At 66.7% G+C, this 16,140-nt stretch carries 18 protein-coding genes; 5 read left to right on the top strand and 13 right to left on the bottom strand.

The features are described from left to right. Window positions 1–85: 85 nt before the first annotated feature. Together RMO95_RS03780 and RMO95_RS03775 are read left to right on the top strand one after the other, a co-directional pair. Window positions 86–469, top strand: a complete 384-nt coding sequence (locus RMO95_RS03780) for a DUF2237 domain-containing protein (RefSeq protein ID WP_310449259.1) — start codon at window positions 86–88, stop codon at window positions 467–469. Between the two features lie 181 nt (window positions 470–650). Further along, a complete protein-coding gene (locus RMO95_RS03775) occupies window positions 651–1,130 on the top strand; it encodes a glutathione peroxidase (protein WP_409574924.1) in 480 nt (159 codons plus the stop codon). Window positions 1,131–1,148: 18 nt separating this feature from the next. Here RMO95_RS03775 and RMO95_RS03770 read toward each other — a convergent pair whose 3' ends face one another. Together RMO95_RS03770 and RMO95_RS03765 are read right to left on the bottom strand one after the other, a co-directional pair. Continuing rightward, window positions 1,149–1,346, bottom strand: a complete 198-nt coding sequence (locus RMO95_RS03770) for a hypothetical protein (RefSeq protein ID WP_310449257.1) — start codon at window positions 1,344–1,346, stop codon at window positions 1,149–1,151. Window positions 1,347–1,699: 353 nt separating this feature from the next. Then, a complete protein-coding gene (locus RMO95_RS03765) occupies window positions 1,700–2,086 on the bottom strand; it encodes a YchJ family protein (protein WP_310449256.1) in 387 nt (128 codons plus the stop codon). 32 nt (window positions 2,087–2,118) lie between these two features. Between RMO95_RS03765 and RMO95_RS03760 the strand changes: the two genes are divergently transcribed. Further along, window positions 2,119–2,949: an SIR2 family NAD-dependent protein deacylase gene (locus tag RMO95_RS03760; protein ID WP_310449255.1), complete on the top strand. Its 831-nt coding sequence runs from the start codon at window positions 2,119–2,121 to the stop codon at window positions 2,947–2,949. Here the strand turns inward: RMO95_RS03760 and RMO95_RS03755 are convergent. Beyond that, window positions 2,946–3,185 carry a hypothetical protein gene (locus RMO95_RS03755; RefSeq protein ID WP_310449254.1) on the bottom strand — a complete coding sequence of 80 codons (240 nt, stop codon included), beginning with the start codon at window positions 3,183–3,185 and terminating at the stop codon, window positions 2,946–2,948. The two genes, RMO95_RS03760 and RMO95_RS03755, sit on opposite strands and share 4 nt — an antisense overlap. A gap of 109 nt (window positions 3,186–3,294) precedes the next feature. Further along, complete coding sequence (dacB, locus tag RMO95_RS03750; protein WP_310449253.1) at window positions 3,295–4,713, bottom strand: D-alanyl-D-alanine carboxypeptidase/D-alanyl-D-alanine-endopeptidase; 1,419 nt, start codon at window positions 4,711–4,713, stop codon at window positions 3,295–3,297. A gap of 121 nt (window positions 4,714–4,834) precedes the next feature. On the opposite strand from dacB, the gene RMO95_RS03745 reads away from it, so the two are divergent. Both RMO95_RS03745 and RMO95_RS03740 read left to right on the top strand, forming a co-directional pair. Beyond that, complete coding sequence (locus tag RMO95_RS03745; RefSeq protein WP_310449252.1) at window positions 4,835–6,811, top strand: acetoacetate--CoA ligase; 1,977 nt, start codon at window positions 4,835–4,837, stop codon at window positions 6,809–6,811. Next, entirely contained in the window at window positions 6,808–7,365 is a 558-nt protein-coding gene (locus RMO95_RS03740; protein WP_310449251.1) for a flavin reductase family protein, read from the top strand. Before RMO95_RS03745 ends, RMO95_RS03740 begins: the two co-directional genes overlap by 4 nt. A gap of 104 nt (window positions 7,366–7,469) precedes the next feature. Here the strand turns inward: RMO95_RS03740 and RMO95_RS03735 are convergent, their stop codons facing one another. The 9 genes from RMO95_RS03735 to RMO95_RS03695 all read right to left on the bottom strand — a co-directional run bounded on the left by RMO95_RS03735 (window position 7,470) and on the right by RMO95_RS03695 (window position 16,132). Beyond that, window positions 7,470–8,051 carry an NnrU family protein gene (locus RMO95_RS03735; protein WP_310449250.1) on the bottom strand — a complete coding sequence of 194 codons (582 nt, stop codon included), beginning with the start codon at window positions 8,049–8,051 and terminating at the stop codon, window positions 7,470–7,472. A 189-nt stretch (window positions 8,052–8,240) separates the two neighbouring features. Next, window positions 8,241–9,455, bottom strand: coding sequence for a methyl-accepting chemotaxis protein (locus tag RMO95_RS03730; protein WP_310449249.1), 1,215 nt, complete (start codon window positions 9,453–9,455; stop codon window positions 8,241–8,243). Between the two features lie 188 nt (window positions 9,456–9,643). Next, window positions 9,644–10,054 carry a hypothetical protein gene (locus RMO95_RS03725; RefSeq protein ID WP_310449248.1) on the bottom strand — a complete coding sequence of 137 codons (411 nt, stop codon included), beginning with the start codon at window positions 10,052–10,054 and terminating at the stop codon, window positions 9,644–9,646. A gap of 19 nt (window positions 10,055–10,073) precedes the next feature. After that, entirely contained in the window at window positions 10,074–10,379 is a 306-nt protein-coding gene (locus RMO95_RS03720) for a zf-HC2 domain-containing protein (protein WP_310449247.1), read from the bottom strand. Window positions 10,380–10,428: 49 nt separating this feature from the next. Then, complete coding sequence (locus RMO95_RS03715) at window positions 10,429–11,496, bottom strand: hypothetical protein (RefSeq protein WP_310449246.1); 1,068 nt, start codon at window positions 11,494–11,496, stop codon at window positions 10,429–10,431. A 57-nt stretch (window positions 11,497–11,553) separates the two neighbouring features. Continuing rightward, on the bottom strand, window positions 11,554–12,285 hold the full coding sequence (locus RMO95_RS03710) for a DUF3047 domain-containing protein (protein ID WP_310449245.1): 732 nt from the start codon (window positions 12,283–12,285) through the stop codon (window positions 11,554–11,556). Further along, entirely contained in the window at window positions 12,282–13,088 is an 807-nt protein-coding gene (locus RMO95_RS03705) for a YiiX/YebB-like N1pC/P60 family cysteine hydrolase (protein WP_310449244.1), read from the bottom strand. The genes RMO95_RS03710 and RMO95_RS03705 overlap by 4 nt, the downstream gene beginning before the upstream one ends. A 51-nt stretch (window positions 13,089–13,139) precedes the next feature. Continuing rightward, window positions 13,140–13,955: a DUF547 domain-containing protein gene (locus RMO95_RS03700; protein ID WP_310449243.1), complete on the bottom strand. Its 816-nt coding sequence runs from the start codon at window positions 13,953–13,955 to the stop codon at window positions 13,140–13,142. Window positions 13,956–13,957: 2 nt separating this feature from the next. Beyond that, complete coding sequence (locus tag RMO95_RS03695) at window positions 13,958–16,132, bottom strand: FAD-dependent oxidoreductase (protein WP_310449242.1); 2,175 nt, start codon at window positions 16,130–16,132, stop codon at window positions 13,958–13,960. Window positions 16,133–16,140: the final 8 nt, after the last annotated feature.

Here is a 16,140-nt window from a genome sequence, read left to right as displayed (position 1 = left end):
GCCCGTTCGCGGGCCATTTTTTTTGCCGTCGGCAAACCTATGTCTGCGCCCGTGGTCAATAATCCGGAAGACTCTGGAGAACAACATGCATGATCTTGCAAAGAATGTCCTGGGCGGCGTCCTGCAGCCCTGCAGCACCGACCCGATGACCGGGTTCTTCCGCACCGGGGACTGTCAGGTGACCGAGGAGGATATCGGCAACCACGGTGTCTGCATCGTCGCCACGGAGGAGTTCCTGGCCTTCTCGCGCGCACGCGGCAACGATTTGTCGACGCCGCATCCCGAATTCGATTTCCCCGGCGTCAAGCCGGGCGAGCGCTGGTGCCTGTGTTCGGCGCGCTGGCAGGAAGCCCTGGAGGCCGGCAAGGCGCCGCTGGTGGTGCTCGAATCCACCTCGGCAGCGGCGCTCGAAGTCTTGCGCCTGGCCGATCTCAAACGCTACGCGGCCAAGCTCGACCCGGCAAAATGAGCGCGCCGCACGGCCGCCCGAAGGGGCGCCAGCCACGACTCGGAGCCGCGCAGCGGCGAACCGCCATCACCCCTTGCCTTGGGGCGAAGGCAGGGTTTCGCAGAGCATTGCTCTGCGCTGCCGCAGCCGGCCGGCTATGCAGAGCCGGCCGTGGGGCCGGGGCAGGGGGGAGGGTGGTCCAGTGAGCGCGCTGTATCAGCTGTCCGCACGTCGCCTCGACGGCGGCAAGCAGTCGATGAAGGATTACACGGGCAAGGTGCTGCTGATCGTCAATGTCGCCAGCGGCTGCGGCTTCACGCCGCAGTACGCGGGGCTGGAAGAACTGTGGCGCTGCTATGGCAAGCGCGGCCTGGTGGTGCTGGGTTTTCCCTGCAACCAGTTCGGCGCCCAGGAACCCGGCGACGAAGCCGCCATCGGTGAATTCTGCAGCCTCAACTACGAAGTGAGTTTCCCGATGTTCGCCAAGGTCGACGTCAATGGCGAGCAGACCCATCCCGTGTTCGCCTTCCTCAAGGCCGCCGCGCCCGGCGTGCTCGGCACGGAAGGCATCAAGTGGAATTTCACCAAGTTCCTGGTCGACCGCGAGGGCAAGGTGGTCGCGCGCTATGCCTCGGCGCACAAGCCCGAGGACATCGCGGCCGACATCGAACGCCTGCTTTAGGCGCAGGCGCCCGAATCCTCAGGCAGCCCGCGGCTGCCGGCGTCGCGACTTGGCGCCGGCGCTTTCCTCATCCGTTGCCGCTTCGTCGTCGCTGTCGCTGAAGCGCACGATATGCACGCCAGCCGGCAGATCGGTTTTGCGCCGCGAAAGTTCTTTCAGCCAGTTGTTTCCGGGTGGGGCGAGAACGTCCATAAGACTCATGGCGCGGTGGGTCATTTGCGGCTCCTGGGTTGCAGGTTTTCTATGGCTGGAGTTTCGATGTCCAGGGTCACGTCCTCGTTAACGGGCGAAGGCTCCTAAGCAAGGAGCCTTCGGGCGACTGGAAGGAGGAAAACCAGCCGCCGGGAGAACTGTTGGCGCTAGCGGTCGAGGTAGCGGCGGGAATCAGCGAGAAACTTCAGGATTGCGTCTGACTTCATGTTCGGCTCCGTTGGAATGATTGCCATGCATCGGTAGATGGGGGCGGTGGCGATCGGTTCAACGCTTAATTGAAACAACTTGTTTCATGGCTCGGTCGTCGCGGCTATTTAATTGATTGTTATGGCTATATTTATCGCCGTGGCTCCGGATCAATCCGTCGCTGCGTCGACGTAATACCAGCGCCCGGCCTCGCGCACGAAGCGGCTGAGCTCATGCAGGCGCTGGGCGCGCCCGCCGACGCGGCAGCGGGCGACGAACTCGACGGTCGCCGTGTCGTCAGTTTTGGTCCGCGCCCTGACCTCCAGTCCCAGCCATTTCGGCTGCGGCCCGAGTTCGAGATCCAGCGCCGCGGGACGTGTCGAGGCATGCCAGGTCGCCAGCAGGTAGTCCTCCAGCCCCAGCACATAGGCGCTGTAGCGCGAACGCATCAGCGATTCGGCATCGGCGGCCGGGACGCCCGCGTGATGGCGGCCGCAGCAGGCGGCATAGGACAGCGGACGGCCGCAGGGGCAGGGCTCGGGCGGTTTGGATTTCACGGGGTGGCACAATGCAGGCGGAGATATCGCCCATGATAGCCACTCTGAACGCCAGCCTGATCGACCGCCTGCGCCGGGCACAGCACCTGGCGGTGTTCACCGGCGCCGGCATGTCGGCGGAAAGCGGCATCCCGACTTTTCGCGACCGGCTCACCGGGCTCTGGGCGCACACCGATCCGACCGAAGTCGCGACGCCGCAGGCCTTCCGCCGCGATCCGCAGCGCGTTTGGGACTGGCATGTGCATCTGGCCTCGACCGTCGGCGCGGCGCAGCCCAATGCCGGGCACAAGGCAATAGCCGAACTCGCCGGCAAGCAGCCGCGGCTCAGCGTCGTCACGCAGAACATCGACAGCCTGCACCAGGCGGCCGGCAGCCGCGACGTGATCGAATTGCACGGCAACCTGTTCCGCCTGAAGCCCTTCATCGACGAGGACGCCGCGTTTGCCGCGGCCGAGCCGCCGGTGATCTGCCGCGTCTGCGACGGCTACGCGGCGTGGCGCGACTGCGACCCCTGGGCCAGCCGCGAGGATTTCGCCCGGCTGCGTCTGGCGGCCGGTCCGGTGCCCTGCTGTCCCTGCTGCCGCGCGCGCCTGCGGCCCGACGTGGTCTGGTTCAACGAAATGCTCGATCCGCAGGTGCTCGATGCCGCGATGAATGCCGTCGATGCCTGCGACGCCATGCTCTGCATCGGCGCTTCGCTCGAAGTGGAGCCGGCCGCCAGCCTGCCCTGGCGCGCCTTGCGCCGTGGCGCGACGGTGATCGAGATCAATCCCCAGCCGACAACCCTGACGCCGCATGTGACGGCCTTGCCCGGCACCGCGGCGCAGGTCCTGCCGCAACTGCTGGCGACGGTCTGGAACTAGCTGTCCTGGCGCGGGCCCGACTCGGGCGGCAGCGCGCATTTCTGGCAGTCGCGGCCGAAGGGCGAGATGTAGCGCCACCAGATCCAGACCAGCGGCGGCAAGGCGGCGATCAGCGCGATGTCGCTCCAGCCCGGCTGCGCCAGTTCGCCCTGCCACCAGGCCACGGCGGCACGGATGGCTTCGATCAGCAGCACCATGTAGGCGAAGCCGGCGCCCAGCAGCGCAATGCGTTTCATCGGACTACCATCCCCCCAACCCCCTGCCCGAGGCAGGGGGTGACCACGGTTCGCCGCTGCGCGGCTCCTTGTGATGGATGGCGCCCCTTCGGGCGGCCGTGCAGGGCGCTCATGCCCCGCCGCTTTCATATACCCATTGCAGCAGGGCGTCCTGCGCCGCCTGGGCGCCCCCGGCATTGGCGTGATTGACGAAGAAGACCACGATCCAGCGCCGCCCGGTCCGGTCCAGCACGTAGCCGGCGAGGCTGCGCACGCCTTCCAGCGAACCGGTCTTGATGTGCGCCTGGCCGGCGACGCCGTTTTGCTTGAGGCGCTTTTTCATCGTGCCGTCGGTCGCGGTGACCGGTAGCGAGGCCATCAGCTCGGGCATCACCGAGCTGCGCCAGGCGGCCTGCAGCACACGGCCGAGGCCCTCAGCCGAAATCCGTTCCTGGCGCGACAGGCCGGCGCCGTTTTCCAGCACCAGTTCGGGCAGCGCCAGGCCGCGTGCATCGAGCCAGGCGCGCAGCGCGACTTCGGCATCGGCGGCGCCGGCCGGGCGGCGCCCGGCCTCCATGCCCAGGGTCAGGAACAACTGGCGCGCCATCACGTTGTTGGAATACTTGTTGATGTCGCGCACCACTTCGCCAAGAGTTGCCGATGGCAGCACGCCGACCGCGCGCGCCTCGGCCGGCACCGGGCCCTCGCGCACGCCGCCGGCGAGGCTGCCGCCGAGTTCGGCCCACAATTGCTGAAACACGCCGAGCACGAATTGCGGATGTTCCTGCACGGCGATGTTCCAGCGCTGCTCGCCGCAAATTTGTGGATAGACGCCGGTCAGCACCAGCCGCGTGCTCGGGCCATGGCTGAAGACATCCGCGCGCAGGCGTTCGCGCCATTCGCCGCAGCCGTTGCCGTTGCCCAGTACGAGCTTGTTGATCAGATGGAGATTGGCCGGCGTCGGCTCCATGGCGATCGTCAAGGTTCTCTGCGCCGGATCGGGAATCAGTTGCAGCCTGACCGACTTGAAATTCAGCAGCAGGGCATCGGGCGCGACGTTATAGGGCCGCAGCGGTTGCGCGTCGAAGCGGGCCGGGTCGCTCGCGTCGATGGCGAAGGCGCTGCGATCGAGCACCAGATCGCCGCGAATCTCGCGGATGCCGCGCGCCCGAATCTGGCGCAACAGCCGCGCGAACTGGTCATAGGTGAGTTTCGGGTCGCCGCCGCCCTTCAGGTGCAGGTCGCCGTTCAGCACTTCCCCGCTCTGTATGCCGTTGGCAAAGGCCTCGGTCTTCCAGACATAGGCCGGCCCCAGCAGGTCGAGCGCGGCGAAGGTGGTGAGCAGCTTCATGGTCGACGCCGGGTTCAGGCTCGCACGGGCATTCACCGCCAGGCGCGGCCGGGCGGCGTCCACTTCCCTGACCCAGACCGCGGTTGCCGCCACGGGTATGCCGGCGCCGCCGAGCGCCTGCGCCACGGGGGCGGGCAAGTCGCCGGCGACGGCATGCAGGGTCCACCAACAGGCCAGGGAGAGAAATACTTTGAGCATGAGCCTATCTTATCGCCTGGATAGCGTCCCCGGCTGCCGCCCGGGACAGATCACCTGGATACCGTCCCTGGCTCGCGCCGGGACATATAGAATCAGTCGAAAAACGAGGGGAAAAACAGCCATGGGAAATCCGGCCTGGCAGCCATCGGCCGCCACCATACGCGCGGCCAAGCTGACCGCCTTCACCGACTGGCTCGCGGCCGAGCGCGGGATGCGTTTCGCCGACTATGATGCGCTCTGGCGCTGGTCGGTGGAAGATCTCGAAGGCTTCTGGGGTGCGGTCTGGGATTACTTCGCGATTCCCGCCGCAACGCCGCGCACGGCGGTGCTGACCGATGCGCGGATGCCCGGCGCGCAATGGTTTCCCGGCGTCACGATGAACTACGTCGACCAGGTCTTCCGCCATGCCACGGTGCTGCGCCCGGCCATCGTCGCGCGCAACGAGGCAGGCGAGCAGCGCGAGCTGGGCTGGGCCGAACTGCAGCGCCAGGTCGGCGCCCTGGCGGCCAGCTTGCGCGGCATGGGCGTGGCGCGCGGCGACCGCGTCGTCGCCTACCTGCCCAACATTCCCGAAACCGTCGTCGCCTTTCTGGCGGTGGCCAGCATCGGCGCGATCTGGTCGGCCTGTTCGCCCGACATGGGGCGCATCGCCGTGCTCGACCGCTTCCGCCAGATCGCGCCCAAGGTGCTGATCGCAGTCGATGGCTACCGCTACGGCGGCAAGGCCTATGACCGGCGCGAGCTGATCCACGAACTGCTGGCAGAACTGCCGAGCATAGACCACATGGTGCTGCTGCCCAGCCTCGGCTCGGCGGCCGACGCCGCCGACTTCGCCCAGTGCATCGACTGGAATGCCGCCACGGCCGGCAATGCGCCCTTGCAGGTGGAATACGTGCCCTTCGACCATCCGCTGTGGGTGGTGTATTCCTCGGGCACCACGGGCCTGCCGAAACCCATCGTACATTGCCACGGCGGCATCGTCGTCGAGCACGTCAAGCTCGGCGCCTTCCATCTCGACCTCGGCCCCGAAGACCGCTTCCACTGGTTTTCCAGCAGCGGCTGGATCATGTGGAACTGCCAGATGACGGGCCTCCTGATGGGTAGCACCATCTGCATCTACGACGGCAACCCGGGCTGGCCGGACTGGAATGCGCTGTGGCGTTTCGTCGGCGAAACCGGCGTGACCTTCTTCGGCGCCGGCGCGGCCTTCTTCCTGTCCTGCCTCAAGGCCCATGTCGAACCCAACGATGTGGCCGACCTGTCGCGCCTGCTCGCGGTCGGCTCCACCGGCTCGCCGCTGCCGCCCGAGGGCTACCAGTGGATCTACGACCATGTGCGCCGCGACCTCTGGCTCAACGCGATTTCGGGCGGCACCGATTTCGCCGGCTGCTTCGTCGGCGGCGTGCCGACGCTGCCGGTGTATCTGGGCGAGATGCAATGCCGCTGCCTCGGCGCCCGGGTCGAGGCCTGGGACGAAGCCGGCCGGCCGCTGATCGACGAGGTCGGCGAGCTGGTCTGCAGCGCACCGATGCCCTCGATGCCGCTGCGCTTCTGGAACGACGCGGAAGACCGCCGTTACCGTGAGAGCTACTTCGACATGTACCCGGGCATCTGGCGCCACGGCGACTGGCTGCGCATCACGCCGCGCGGCGGCGCGATCATCTACGGACGCTCGGATGCGACCATCAACCGCCATGGCATCCGCATGGGCACCAGCGAGCTTTACCGTGCCGTCGAGGAATTGCCCGAGATACTCGACAGCCTGGTGGTCGATCTCGAATTCCTCGGCCGCGAATCCTACATGCCGCTGTTCGTCGTGCTGCGCCCCGGCCATGAACTGACGCCGCAGCTCGTAGCCACGCTGAAGGAGCGCATCAAGGTCGCGCTGTCGGCGCGACACGTGCCCAACGAGATCTTCCACATCGCCGAGATTCCGCGCACGCTGTCGGGCAAGAAGATGGAGCTGCCGGTGAAGAAACTGCTGCTCGGCCATGCCCTGGACAAGATCGCCAATCCCGACGCCATGGCCAATCCCGCCAGCCTGCAGTGGTTCGTCGATTTCGCCGCACGCCGCGCCGCCGCGGAGAATGCAATATGACTGGTCGCGTCGCCGTACCGCTGCCCAAGGCTTATCTGCTGCTCAACCACGGGCCGACCGTGCTGGTCTCCAGCGCGCACGGCGGCAGGCGCAACGTCATGGCCGCGGCCTGGAACATGGCGCTGGATTTCGATCCGCCCAAGGTCGCCGTGGTGATCGACAAAGCCACGCTGACGCGCGAGCTGGTCGAGGCCTCGGGCGAGTTCGTGCTCAACGTGCCCGCAAGGCAGCAGGCCGCCATGACGCTGGCGGTCGGCACGCAATCGGGGCGCGAGATCGACAAGTTTTCGAGAGTTGCCGTTGGCGCTACGGCGGCCAGCGTCGTCGGCGCGCCGCTGATCGAGGGCTGCCTGGCCTGGCTCGAATGCCGCGTTATTGCCGAGCCGCACATCCAGCAGACTTACGACCTGTTTCTCGGTGAAGTAGTTGCCGCCTGGGCCGACCCGGAAGCCTTCGCCAATGGACGCTGGCAGTTTGCGGACGCGGCACGGCGCAGCATCCACTACCAGGCCGGCGGCCGATTCTTCGCCACCGGCGAGGCTTTCGACGCCTAGAGGTCTGCCTCGGAGATGTTGAACCACTGTAGGGCCGGCTTCAGCCGGCCATGGCGGACTAAAGTCCGCCCTACAAGTGGAACCATTATTTCGCAAGCGCCACACTAGATGCCGAAGGGTTTGACGCCGATCAGCCAGGCGTGGCCCCAAAGCGCGAACAGCGTCCAGGCCAGCAGGCCGATCGCGGTCACGCTGGCGTCGCGCGTCCAGCAGCAGACCGGATAAGTGCGTCCCGCAAGGCGGTCGCGCCGCCGCGCCGAGGTGAAATCGGCGACCGCCCAGGCCAGGAAGGCGCCGAACAGCACGAGGTCGGCCAGGCCGCCGTTGGCCAGCAGATGTGCCAGCGCCCACAGCTTGACCCCGGCCACCATCGGGTGGCCGATTGCCGCCTGGATGTGGCTGCGCGGCAGATAGGCGGCGACCAGCAGAACGAAGGCCGGCAGCGTCAGCAGGGCGGCCAGGTGCCGCGTCCAGGACGGGCTGGTCCACAGTATCGGCGCCCCGCCGCGCGCCATGGCATAGCCCCAGACGATCAGGCCCAGGCCGGTGGCGGAGAGCAGCGAGAACAGGCCTTTCCAGCGCGCCTCGCCGAGCCGCGCGAGCTGGGCATCGCGCCAGCCGCCGGCGAAGATGCGCACCGAATGGGCGCCGAGGAACAGCGCCAGGCCGAGGATCAGGACGCTCATTGGGGCTCTTTCTGCAATATTGAAGTTCGGCAATCTTACTTGCGATCTCAACGATCCGGCAGCATCGCCGGTCGCGGGATCACCGGTCCGATGCCGGGGATGGGTGACCGCGCCGCTCCACGTCAATGTCCGCCTGCCGCCGGCGAGGAACTGGCCACTGGCGCCGGCGGAGGGCCGGCGCGGCCCCGGCTACAACTTGAAGCGGTTCAGCATCCCGTTCAGTTCGGCCGCCAGCGCCTGCAGCTGCAATCCCTCCTGCTCGGCATGGCCGATCGGCACGCTGAGTTCCCGCGCGACGCGGGCGATGCGTTCGACATTGTTGCCGATCTCCGTGCTGGCCGCGGTCTGCTCGATGACCGAGGATGAGATTTCTTCCATGCCCTGGGTGGTGCGCTGCGCCGCCTGGTTGGCTTCGCTGAGGCCTTCCGCCACCTTCTCCAGATGCGCCTGCGAGGAGCGCAGCGCGTCCCTGCCGTGTTCGATGGCGCGCTCGACGATGGCCGACTTGTCTTTCAGGGCGGCGGTCACCTTGTTGATCTCGGTTGCCGTCTGCGCCGATTTTTCGGCAAGCTTGCGCACCTCGTCGGCGACCACCGCGAAGCCGCGTCCCTGTTCGCCCGCTCGCGCGGCCTCGATGGCTGCATTCAGGGCCAGCAAATTGGTCTGGTCGGCTATCTCGCGGACCTCCTGGGTCATCCCCGCGATGGCCAGGGTACTGTCGATGAAGGCGTCGGCGGTGCGGGAGATCTCATCCACGGAACTTTCCACGCTGTCGATTTCGCCAATCAGGCGAGACAGGCTTTCGTTGCCCTCCCGCATGCGGCTCATGCTCGCCGCGGACAACTCGCGGACCTCCGCGGCGCTGTCGGCGACGCGGCGCACGATGCCCTCGGCGTTGCCTATGGTGGCTGTCGTCTCGATCACCGTGGCGCACTGCTGATCGTTGCCGCGGCTGATGCTGCCGGTGGTCGCGCGCATGCGGTCGGCGCCGCCGTTGAGCCGGTCCGCCGCCATCCGGATTTGGCTCGCCATCTCGTGCAGGCTGGCCTGCATGGCGGCAATTCCACCCAGCAGGCTGCCGTCGGCGCCGACTTCGATCTTGAAGGCCAGGTCTCCCTCCGAGATGCGCCGCACCACGCCAGCCGCGTACTGCGGTTCGCCGCCCAGCAGGCGCAGCAGCATTCGCACCAGCATCAGGAAGGCGGCAAATCCGCAAATCGAGGCAAGCACGGTGACCACGCCCATCCAAAGCCGCGCATCGGCGGCACGGGTGGCAAGACCCGCATCGACCTTCTGTGCGGCTTCGCCGAGACTGGAAACCACGTAGAAGCTGAACCCGTTGGCCACCAGCGTGGCGATTACCAGAACGGTGAGTACGAAAATGAGTTCCCTGCGTAAGCTCATTACAGACCTCTTTCTGACAGTAACCCATCGAGGCGACGGGTCGACAGGGCACGATTGCCCCAGGTGGCAGCAGGGACTTTAACCAAGGTTTGCATCAGGGGGAATCGATTTTTCAAGTTTATTCATTCGCCGGCCTGTTCTATGGCGCACCGGATCGCGCCCCGCAAATCACCAGCGGACAGTTTTGCCTAGCGCCCCGGCAGAATCAGCTCCAGCGCCCTGCCGCCGTAGCCGAACTTCTGGTCGCGCGCCTGCAGCACGACGCTGCGAATGTGCCGCGGGATCCGGACGCCATGGAGATCGCGCGTAAAGGGTTGCTCGGCAGCATGGTCATGCAGCAATTTGCGCTCGCCGTAGACCGCTCCATCCTTGCCTGCGACCCGAAAGCCGTCCGCGTAGCGTTGCGGCGTATCGTAAGGCGACGATACCGTGACATCGAAGTCGAAGGTCTCGGCATCCCTGGCTTGAACGCTCGCGGCAATCACATCGGGATAGCGTTGCTCCACGCCGTCGACGGCGTGCACCGAACCCGCCGGCAGGCTTGCCGCAACCAGCAGGGCGGCGAGGAAGCGGCCGGCCTGCCGCATGGCGCCGGGCATGTGGCTGCGGCCTGGACGGTCAAGGCGGGTTGTCACGAGCATTGCTGTTCTCGTCCTGCACAGGTTTTTCGGTATAGCGTTTGCATGCCGAGCGCAGAAAGTCCAGCTGCTTGCCGAAATTGCTGCAGCCGCCGCACATGGCCAGATGCATTTTCAGCTGAAGCTTTTCGGACAGGCTCAAATTGCGATCCTGGGCCTCGGACATGCGTTGGGCGGCTTCCTTGCAACTCAACATGACGTCGGTCTTGAACGGGGCTGCAAATGTTTCGTCGAGTTCGGCCTCGTCCTCCTCCGGCGCGCTGACATTGACCGACCGGTTGCGCACGCGAATGGCATCGACGCCCGGGCCAGGATAGTCACGCCGACGCGGCGATTCACGAGCGGATTCCTGCGACCGCTGCCGCCACCTGCGGCTCGGGCTGCAGCTCGTAGAACAGGTTGGCATCGACAAACGGATGCTCGTCGGCAACGTGGCGCAGCAGCCCCAGGTCGAGCAGGCTCTGGCCGAGCACCGTGGCCTCGGCGCGCGTCAGGCGGAACTGCGCGGCGAGGGCGTCCACGCTCGCGGAACCGACCATGCATTGCGGGAAGTTGACGCCGTGCCAGGCGCGGTCGGCCACCAGTCCCTTGGCGCCGCGCAGGAAGGCGGTGGCGGCGTCGAGCGGGATCGCGTCGAAGCGACCCTGCGTTGCAACCCGATAGAAAAATTCCGCGTCGGCAAACGGCTGTTCCTTGACCACGTGATGCAGGTGCCCGGTCCGCAGCAGCGCCTCGCCGAGCCGCACGGCATCCTCGCGACTGACGTCATAGCGCTTGCACATCCAGCCGACTGCATCCTCGCCGACCATGCACTCGGGGTATTTCTTCAGGTGGTAGCGGCGATCGGCGACATTGCCGCCGGCCAGCAGCGCCGCCGCGAGGTCTTGCGCGGACCCGCCGGTCAGGTGGCGGACCATTGCTTCCGGCGCCTTGTCCTCGCCGGCGTTCAGCATCACGCGCAGGTGCGTGTCGAGGCGCCGCACGTCGGCTTCGCCAAGTTCCAGCTCCTTCAGCAATAGGGCGAGGAAGGCAGTGACCGAATTCGCCGGTCGCGGCAGCAGGGTGTCGCCGCTCAGACCTTTGGCCCAGGCCGCTTGATTGGCCCAGACGCTCCGTTCCGTGCCGGCAATCGCCAGCACCCGCGGCCGCCAGGGCAAGGCCCGGACCAGGCGGATCGCCTCGGCCGCACGGTAGGGCGCGATCGCCTCGGCCGCCAGGTCGAGCAGCAGCACGCTGCGGGGCTCGGGCGCGACGCCGGCAGGGCCGGCAGCCGACGGGAACAGTTGCTCCGGCTTGATGTCGAGCGGCGTCAGCCCCTGGGAAGTCAGGGCCGCCCGCAGCTGGCTGCGCAGCTTCTGATCCTGCGTGGCCAGCCAGAAATTCTGGATACGTTTGCTGTTCATCGATGACGTCCTCGATCAGGGTGCTTGTATGGGGCAGTCGGGAGAAAGCCCCGAGCCTTACACCGGCGCGCAATCGTCCGCCGACGCGACGAAGCGGAAATCGGCAAAGCCCGCACGCGCTTCCTCGCCGGTGTTGTCGGTATCAGTGGCGATGGCGACGCCGGTCAGCGTCAGGGGTGCATGGCCGAAGGCGGCTTGAAAGTCGGCGCTGACGTCACGGCGTTCCGCCACCCAGCGCCCGGCGGATGCGCTGCCGGAGCGCAGCACCAGCATGCGCGCACGCTCGGTGTAGGCATTCGGCTGCCAGGTGCCGACGGCATGGCGGTTGTCCCAGATGTAGTTCAGGGCGGCATCCGGGACTTGGTCGCCGTGGATGCTGCGCGCCAGCGCCAGGCCCATGCGCGTGCCGAGACCGAGCCGCTCGGGCGTCACCGCGAAACTCAGGTAAACCCGCGCCGCGTAATCGTCGCCGGATTTCTGCGTCATGTCGGCGGACTGCAGCGGGGCATCGATACGCCAGCGCCAGCAGAGGATGGGCGTGCGCGCCAGGTCGATCGTCACCGGCCGCGCCAGGAGCGCCATGCTCCTAACGGCATGGGCCTCGACGGCATGCACGCCTTCCCACAGCCGGGTGCGATAGTTCGTGGGCGGCACTTCCGGGTTCGGCCGCTCGATGCGCCACGGCGGCGGAATCGTTCCATCGGGCGAGGTGAAGTCGCCGACCCAGACCGCGGCGGAAAACACCGGCAGGGGCAGCAGCGCGAGGAAGGCATAGAACGCGCTCCTCATCTCCGGCCTTCCGCGACTGCACTATCGGCCTCGGCCCGCTCGGCCCCCCCTGCCCACTGCGCAAGGCGATAGTCGAAGCCCGCCGCGAGCGTCGGTTTGACCACCGCGAAGTAGGGCGAAACGTCGAAATCCCGCGGCACGAACAGGCTGTGGTGGCGAATCCTGAGCACCTCGGCGCGACAGCCGGGACATTCCGGGCTATCGATGGAGCGGCTGGAGACAAGCGGCAGGATCGGGTAGCGCACCGACTGGAAGCACTGCGCGATCAGCGTCGAGCAGATGGCCCGGGTTGGCTCGCCGCTGCCCAGCGCCAGCATGCGGCGCCGCCAGCGCAACGGTACCGGCGGCGTCGGAATCAGGTAACGGACCAGATCGATGACATTCCTCAGGTCGTACAGATGGCCAATCCGGGCACGCGCATTTTCGATGAGGCGGCGGAGGTCTTCATCCGTCAGCCCGACCGGCCGGCAGATCCGGCAATGCAAACCGGCAAACACCGAGAGGCCGACGGCGCGCACGCCTTCGACGATATCGGCTTCGACGAAGCACAAGGGCGCCCCCTCCTTGTCGCGGCGCCCCAAGGCATCGCCGACGTACAGCGCGGCGTGCGACCAGGTGGATTGGGTCAGGTACTTGATTGCCGTGCTGATGCGGCTGCTGCCCTCGACCAGCAGCACATCGCCCGGCTGCAGCGCGTCGGCCAGGAGCTTCATGTCGGTCGCCGGCGAGGAACTGCAGACATGCACCTGCCTGCTCAACCAGCGCGCCAGCCAGCCGCCCAGCCAGTTCGATGCCCGGTTCATCGGCGGCGTCCGCGTGGTGCGGTGGCGTTGAGCGCGTCGCCGCCCATGATGTCAGCGCAGCGCCCGCTTCAGGTCGTTGAGCCGCCAGTCGTAGTCGAGGAAGTCGACGCGGTAATCGCCCTTGCGCAGGCGGGCGCGCGCCTCGGGTGCGGTCGCCAGTTGCTCGGCGTGACGGGCGAAGGTGGTCTTCAGCGAGTCGTAGCCCCGATGCCCCTGCTCGAAATCCTTGCCGTACCAGTCGAAGATTTTCGACACCAGCAGGCGGCCCGAGGCGGCATCGAAACGGTTGCGCGTGGCATCGCCGAGGAAGCGCCGCAGGCCGTCGTCGAGCTGGGCGTCGAGGCGCTCGGCGACGAAGGCTTCGGCGCGCAGCATGGGGCAGCCGATCGAGGCGCAGACCACGGCGGCGTGGATGCGCGGATCGTCGAAAGCGCCGGGCGCGCGGATCATGCCGTGCTCGATGTCGTCGAGGCTGCGCTCCTGGCCGAGCAGGCTGAAGAACTTCTTCTTCCACGGCGACTGGAACAGCGAACCGAGATCCTTGATCGATTCGATGCCGGGATACTTCGTCAGGACCAGTTCGACGGTCCAGGCGTTGTAGGCGTTGATCAGGAAAGCCAGGCGCTGCGGCTTGTTCCACTTGGCATACTCGGCTTCGCCGACTGCCGTGAGACCGGCGAGATAGGCCGTCAGCGCCGTCCGTTCGGCTTTCAGCGCGGCGTAGTCGACGGCGCTGGCATTGTCGCCGACAAGCGGCTTGACGTACTTCGTCAGCAGGCCCTGCCAGGCGGCGTGGGTATGATCGAAGGCCTGCGCCATGAAGGGAAACAGCAGGGCCATGACGAGCAGGAGGGGGCGCAGCGGCACCGTCAGGCTCCGCGCCGCCAGGCATGGAAGCGGCCCACCCATTCCAGCAGCGCCTGCGGCGCATGGGCCTTCTTCCATACCCCGGCGACATACTTGTTGGCTTCCGCCATGGTCGGGTAGATGTGGATGGTGCCGAGTATCTGGTTGAGGCCGATGCCGTGCTTCATCGCCAGCACGTACTCGGCGATCAGGTCGCCGGCATGTTCGCCGACGATGGTGACGCCGAGGATGCGATCCTTGCCCGGCACCGTCAGCACCTTGACGAAGCCGTGCGCCTCGCTGTCGGCAATCGCCCGGTCGAGGTCGTCGATGTCGTAGCGGCTGACCTCAATGGCGATGCCTTTCTCTTTCGCCTCCAGTTCGTTCAAGCCGACGCGTGCCACTTCGGGCTCGACGAAGGTGGCCCAGGGAATCACCGAGTAGTCGGCCTTGAACTTTTTGAGGGGATCGAACAGCGCATTGACTGCCGCATACCAGGCCTGATGTGCAGCGGTGTGGGTGAACTGGTAGGGGCCGGCGACGTCGCCCGCGGCGTAGATGTTCGGGTAATTGGTCTGCAGGAAGTCGTTGGTGTCCACCGTGCGGCCGGTGCTGACGCCGATCTCTTCCAGGCCGTAGCCCTTGAGGTTGGCGACGCGGCCCACCGCGACCAGCACGGCATCGAAGGGGATGCGCACTTCGCGGCCGCCGTTGCCATCATGGTGCTCGGCGATCAATACCTTCTCGCCGTGCTCGACGACGAATTGCTTGGCCTTGTGGTTCAGCAGCACGTCTATGCCTTCGGCGCGGAAGCGCGCGGCGACCAGATCGGAGACTTCCACGTCTTCGCGGGTCATCAGTCGCGGCAACATTTCCACTTGCGTGACCTGGCTGCCGAAGCGGGCGAAGGCCTGCGTCAGTTCGCAACCGATCGGCCCGCCGCCTAGCACCACCAGCCGCTTGGGCAATTCGCGCAGGGCCCACACCGTGTCGGAGGTGAGATAAGCCACTTCCTCGATGCCGGGAATCGGCGGCACGAAGGGCCGCGCCCCGGCGGCGATGACGATGCTGCGCGTGCTGAGCGTCTGGGTGGTGCCGTCCTGGCGCGTGACTTCGACTTCCCAGGGCGAAACGATTTTCGCCGAGCCCTCGACCACGTCGACCCCGAGGCCGCTGTAACGCTCGGCGGAATCGTGCGGCTCGACCTGGCGAATCACGCGCTGTACGCGCTCCATGACCTCGGCGAATGAAAAGTTGGCGCTGGCGCGCATGTTGGTCACTGAGTGAAAACCGAACTCTTCGGCGCGCGACAGGTGCGAGAGGAACTTCGCCGAGCGGATCAGCGCCTTGGACGGCACGCAGCCGGTGTTGAGGCAGTCGCCGCCCAGCTTGTGTTTTTCGATCAGCGTCACCTTGGCTTTCACCGCGGCGGCGATGTAGGCCGTGACCAGCCCGGCGCTGCCGCCGCCGATGACGATGAGGTTGCGATCGAACTTCGCTGGTTTGGTCCAGCGCGCATACACCTTGCGCGCCTTGACGGTGTCGACGATTTTCTTCGCGATCAGCGGGAAGATGCCGAGCAGGGCGAAGGAGGCGATCAGCCCCGGCGAGAGGATGCCGGAGAGGCTGGCGATGCCGGCCAACTGGGTGCCGGCATTCACATACACCAGGGTGCCGGCCAGCATGCCGAGCTGGCTGACCCAGTAGAAGGTCGCCGTGCGCATCGGCGTCAGGCCCATCAGCAGGTTGATCACGAAGAAGGGAAACACCGGCACCAGGCGCAGCGTGAAGAGATAGAAGCCGCCCTCGCGCCGGATGCCGGCGTCGATCGCCTGCAGGCGCTGGCCGAAGCGCGCGGCCACCCAGTCGCGCAGCAGGAAGCGCGCGGCAAGGAAGGCCAGCGTGGCGCCGAGGCTGGAGGCGAAGGAGACCAGTACGGTGCCCCAGAGCAGGCCGAAGACCGCGCCGCCGGCCAGGGTCATCACCGTCGCGCCGGGCAGCGAGAGGGCCGTGACCGCCACATAGATGGCGAAGAAAATTCCGGCGGCCAGCCAGGGATTCGCCTGACGGTAGTTTTCGATCGCCGCCTGCTGGGCCTTCAGCGTATCGAGGCTGAAGTAACGGCCCAGATCGAGCACGAAATACAAGGCCACGACGATGGTGACGACAGCAAGGGCAAGCAGTTTGCGCAATGACATTTAATCTC

This window comes from Sulfuritalea sp., assembly GCF_031426875.1.
Taxonomy (GTDB): domain Bacteria; phylum Pseudomonadota; class Gammaproteobacteria; order Burkholderiales; family Rhodocyclaceae; genus Sulfuritalea.
The sequence above is the reverse complement of the archived record's forward strand: the minus strand, read 5'-3'. Positions and strand labels throughout refer to the sequence as shown.

Excerpts from the sequence above, each read along its gene's own strand:
- RMO95_RS03745 (WP_310449252.1), top strand. The coding sequence starts at position 4,835 with ATGGGAAATCCGGCCTGGCAGCCATCGGCCGCCACCATACGCGCGGCC.
- RMO95_RS03715 (WP_310449246.1), bottom strand. The coding sequence starts at position 11,496 with ATGAACAGCAAACGTATCCAGAATTTCTGGCTGGCCACGCAGGATCAG.
- RMO95_RS03740 (WP_310449251.1), top strand. The coding sequence starts at position 6,808 with ATGACTGGTCGCGTCGCCGTACCGCTGCCCAAGGCTTATCTGCTGCTC.
- RMO95_RS03780 (WP_310449259.1), top strand. The coding sequence starts at position 86 with ATGCATGATCTTGCAAAGAATGTCCTGGGCGGCGTCCTGCAGCCCTGC.
- dacB (WP_310449253.1), bottom strand. The coding sequence starts at position 4,713 with ATGCTCAAAGTATTTCTCTCCCTGGCCTGTTGGTGGACCCTGCATGCC.
- RMO95_RS03760 (WP_310449255.1), top strand. The coding sequence starts at position 2,119 with ATGATAGCCACTCTGAACGCCAGCCTGATCGACCGCCTGCGCCGGGCA.
- RMO95_RS03770 (WP_310449257.1), bottom strand. The coding sequence starts at position 1,346 with ATGACCCACCGCGCCATGAGTCTTATGGACGTTCTCGCCCCACCCGGA.
- RMO95_RS03710 (WP_310449245.1), bottom strand. The coding sequence starts at position 12,285 with ATGAGGAGCGCGTTCTATGCCTTCCTCGCGCTGCTGCCCCTGCCGGTG.
- RMO95_RS03725 (WP_310449248.1), bottom strand. The coding sequence starts at position 10,054 with ATGCCCGGCGCCATGCGGCAGGCCGGCCGCTTCCTCGCCGCCCTGCTG.
- RMO95_RS03755 (WP_310449254.1), bottom strand. The coding sequence starts at position 3,185 with ATGAAACGCATTGCGCTGCTGGGCGCCGGCTTCGCCTACATGGTGCTG.
- RMO95_RS03730 (WP_310449249.1), bottom strand. The coding sequence starts at position 9,455 with ATGAGCTTACGCAGGGAACTCATTTTCGTACTCACCGTTCTGGTAATC.
- RMO95_RS03695 (WP_310449242.1), bottom strand. The coding sequence starts at position 16,132 with ATGTCATTGCGCAAACTGCTTGCCCTTGCTGTCGTCACCATCGTCGTG.
- RMO95_RS03705 (WP_310449244.1), bottom strand. The coding sequence starts at position 13,088 with ATGAACCGGGCATCGAACTGGCTGGGCGGCTGGCTGGCGCGCTGGTTG.
- RMO95_RS03735 (WP_310449250.1), bottom strand. The coding sequence starts at position 8,051 with ATGAGCGTCCTGATCCTCGGCCTGGCGCTGTTCCTCGGCGCCCATTCG.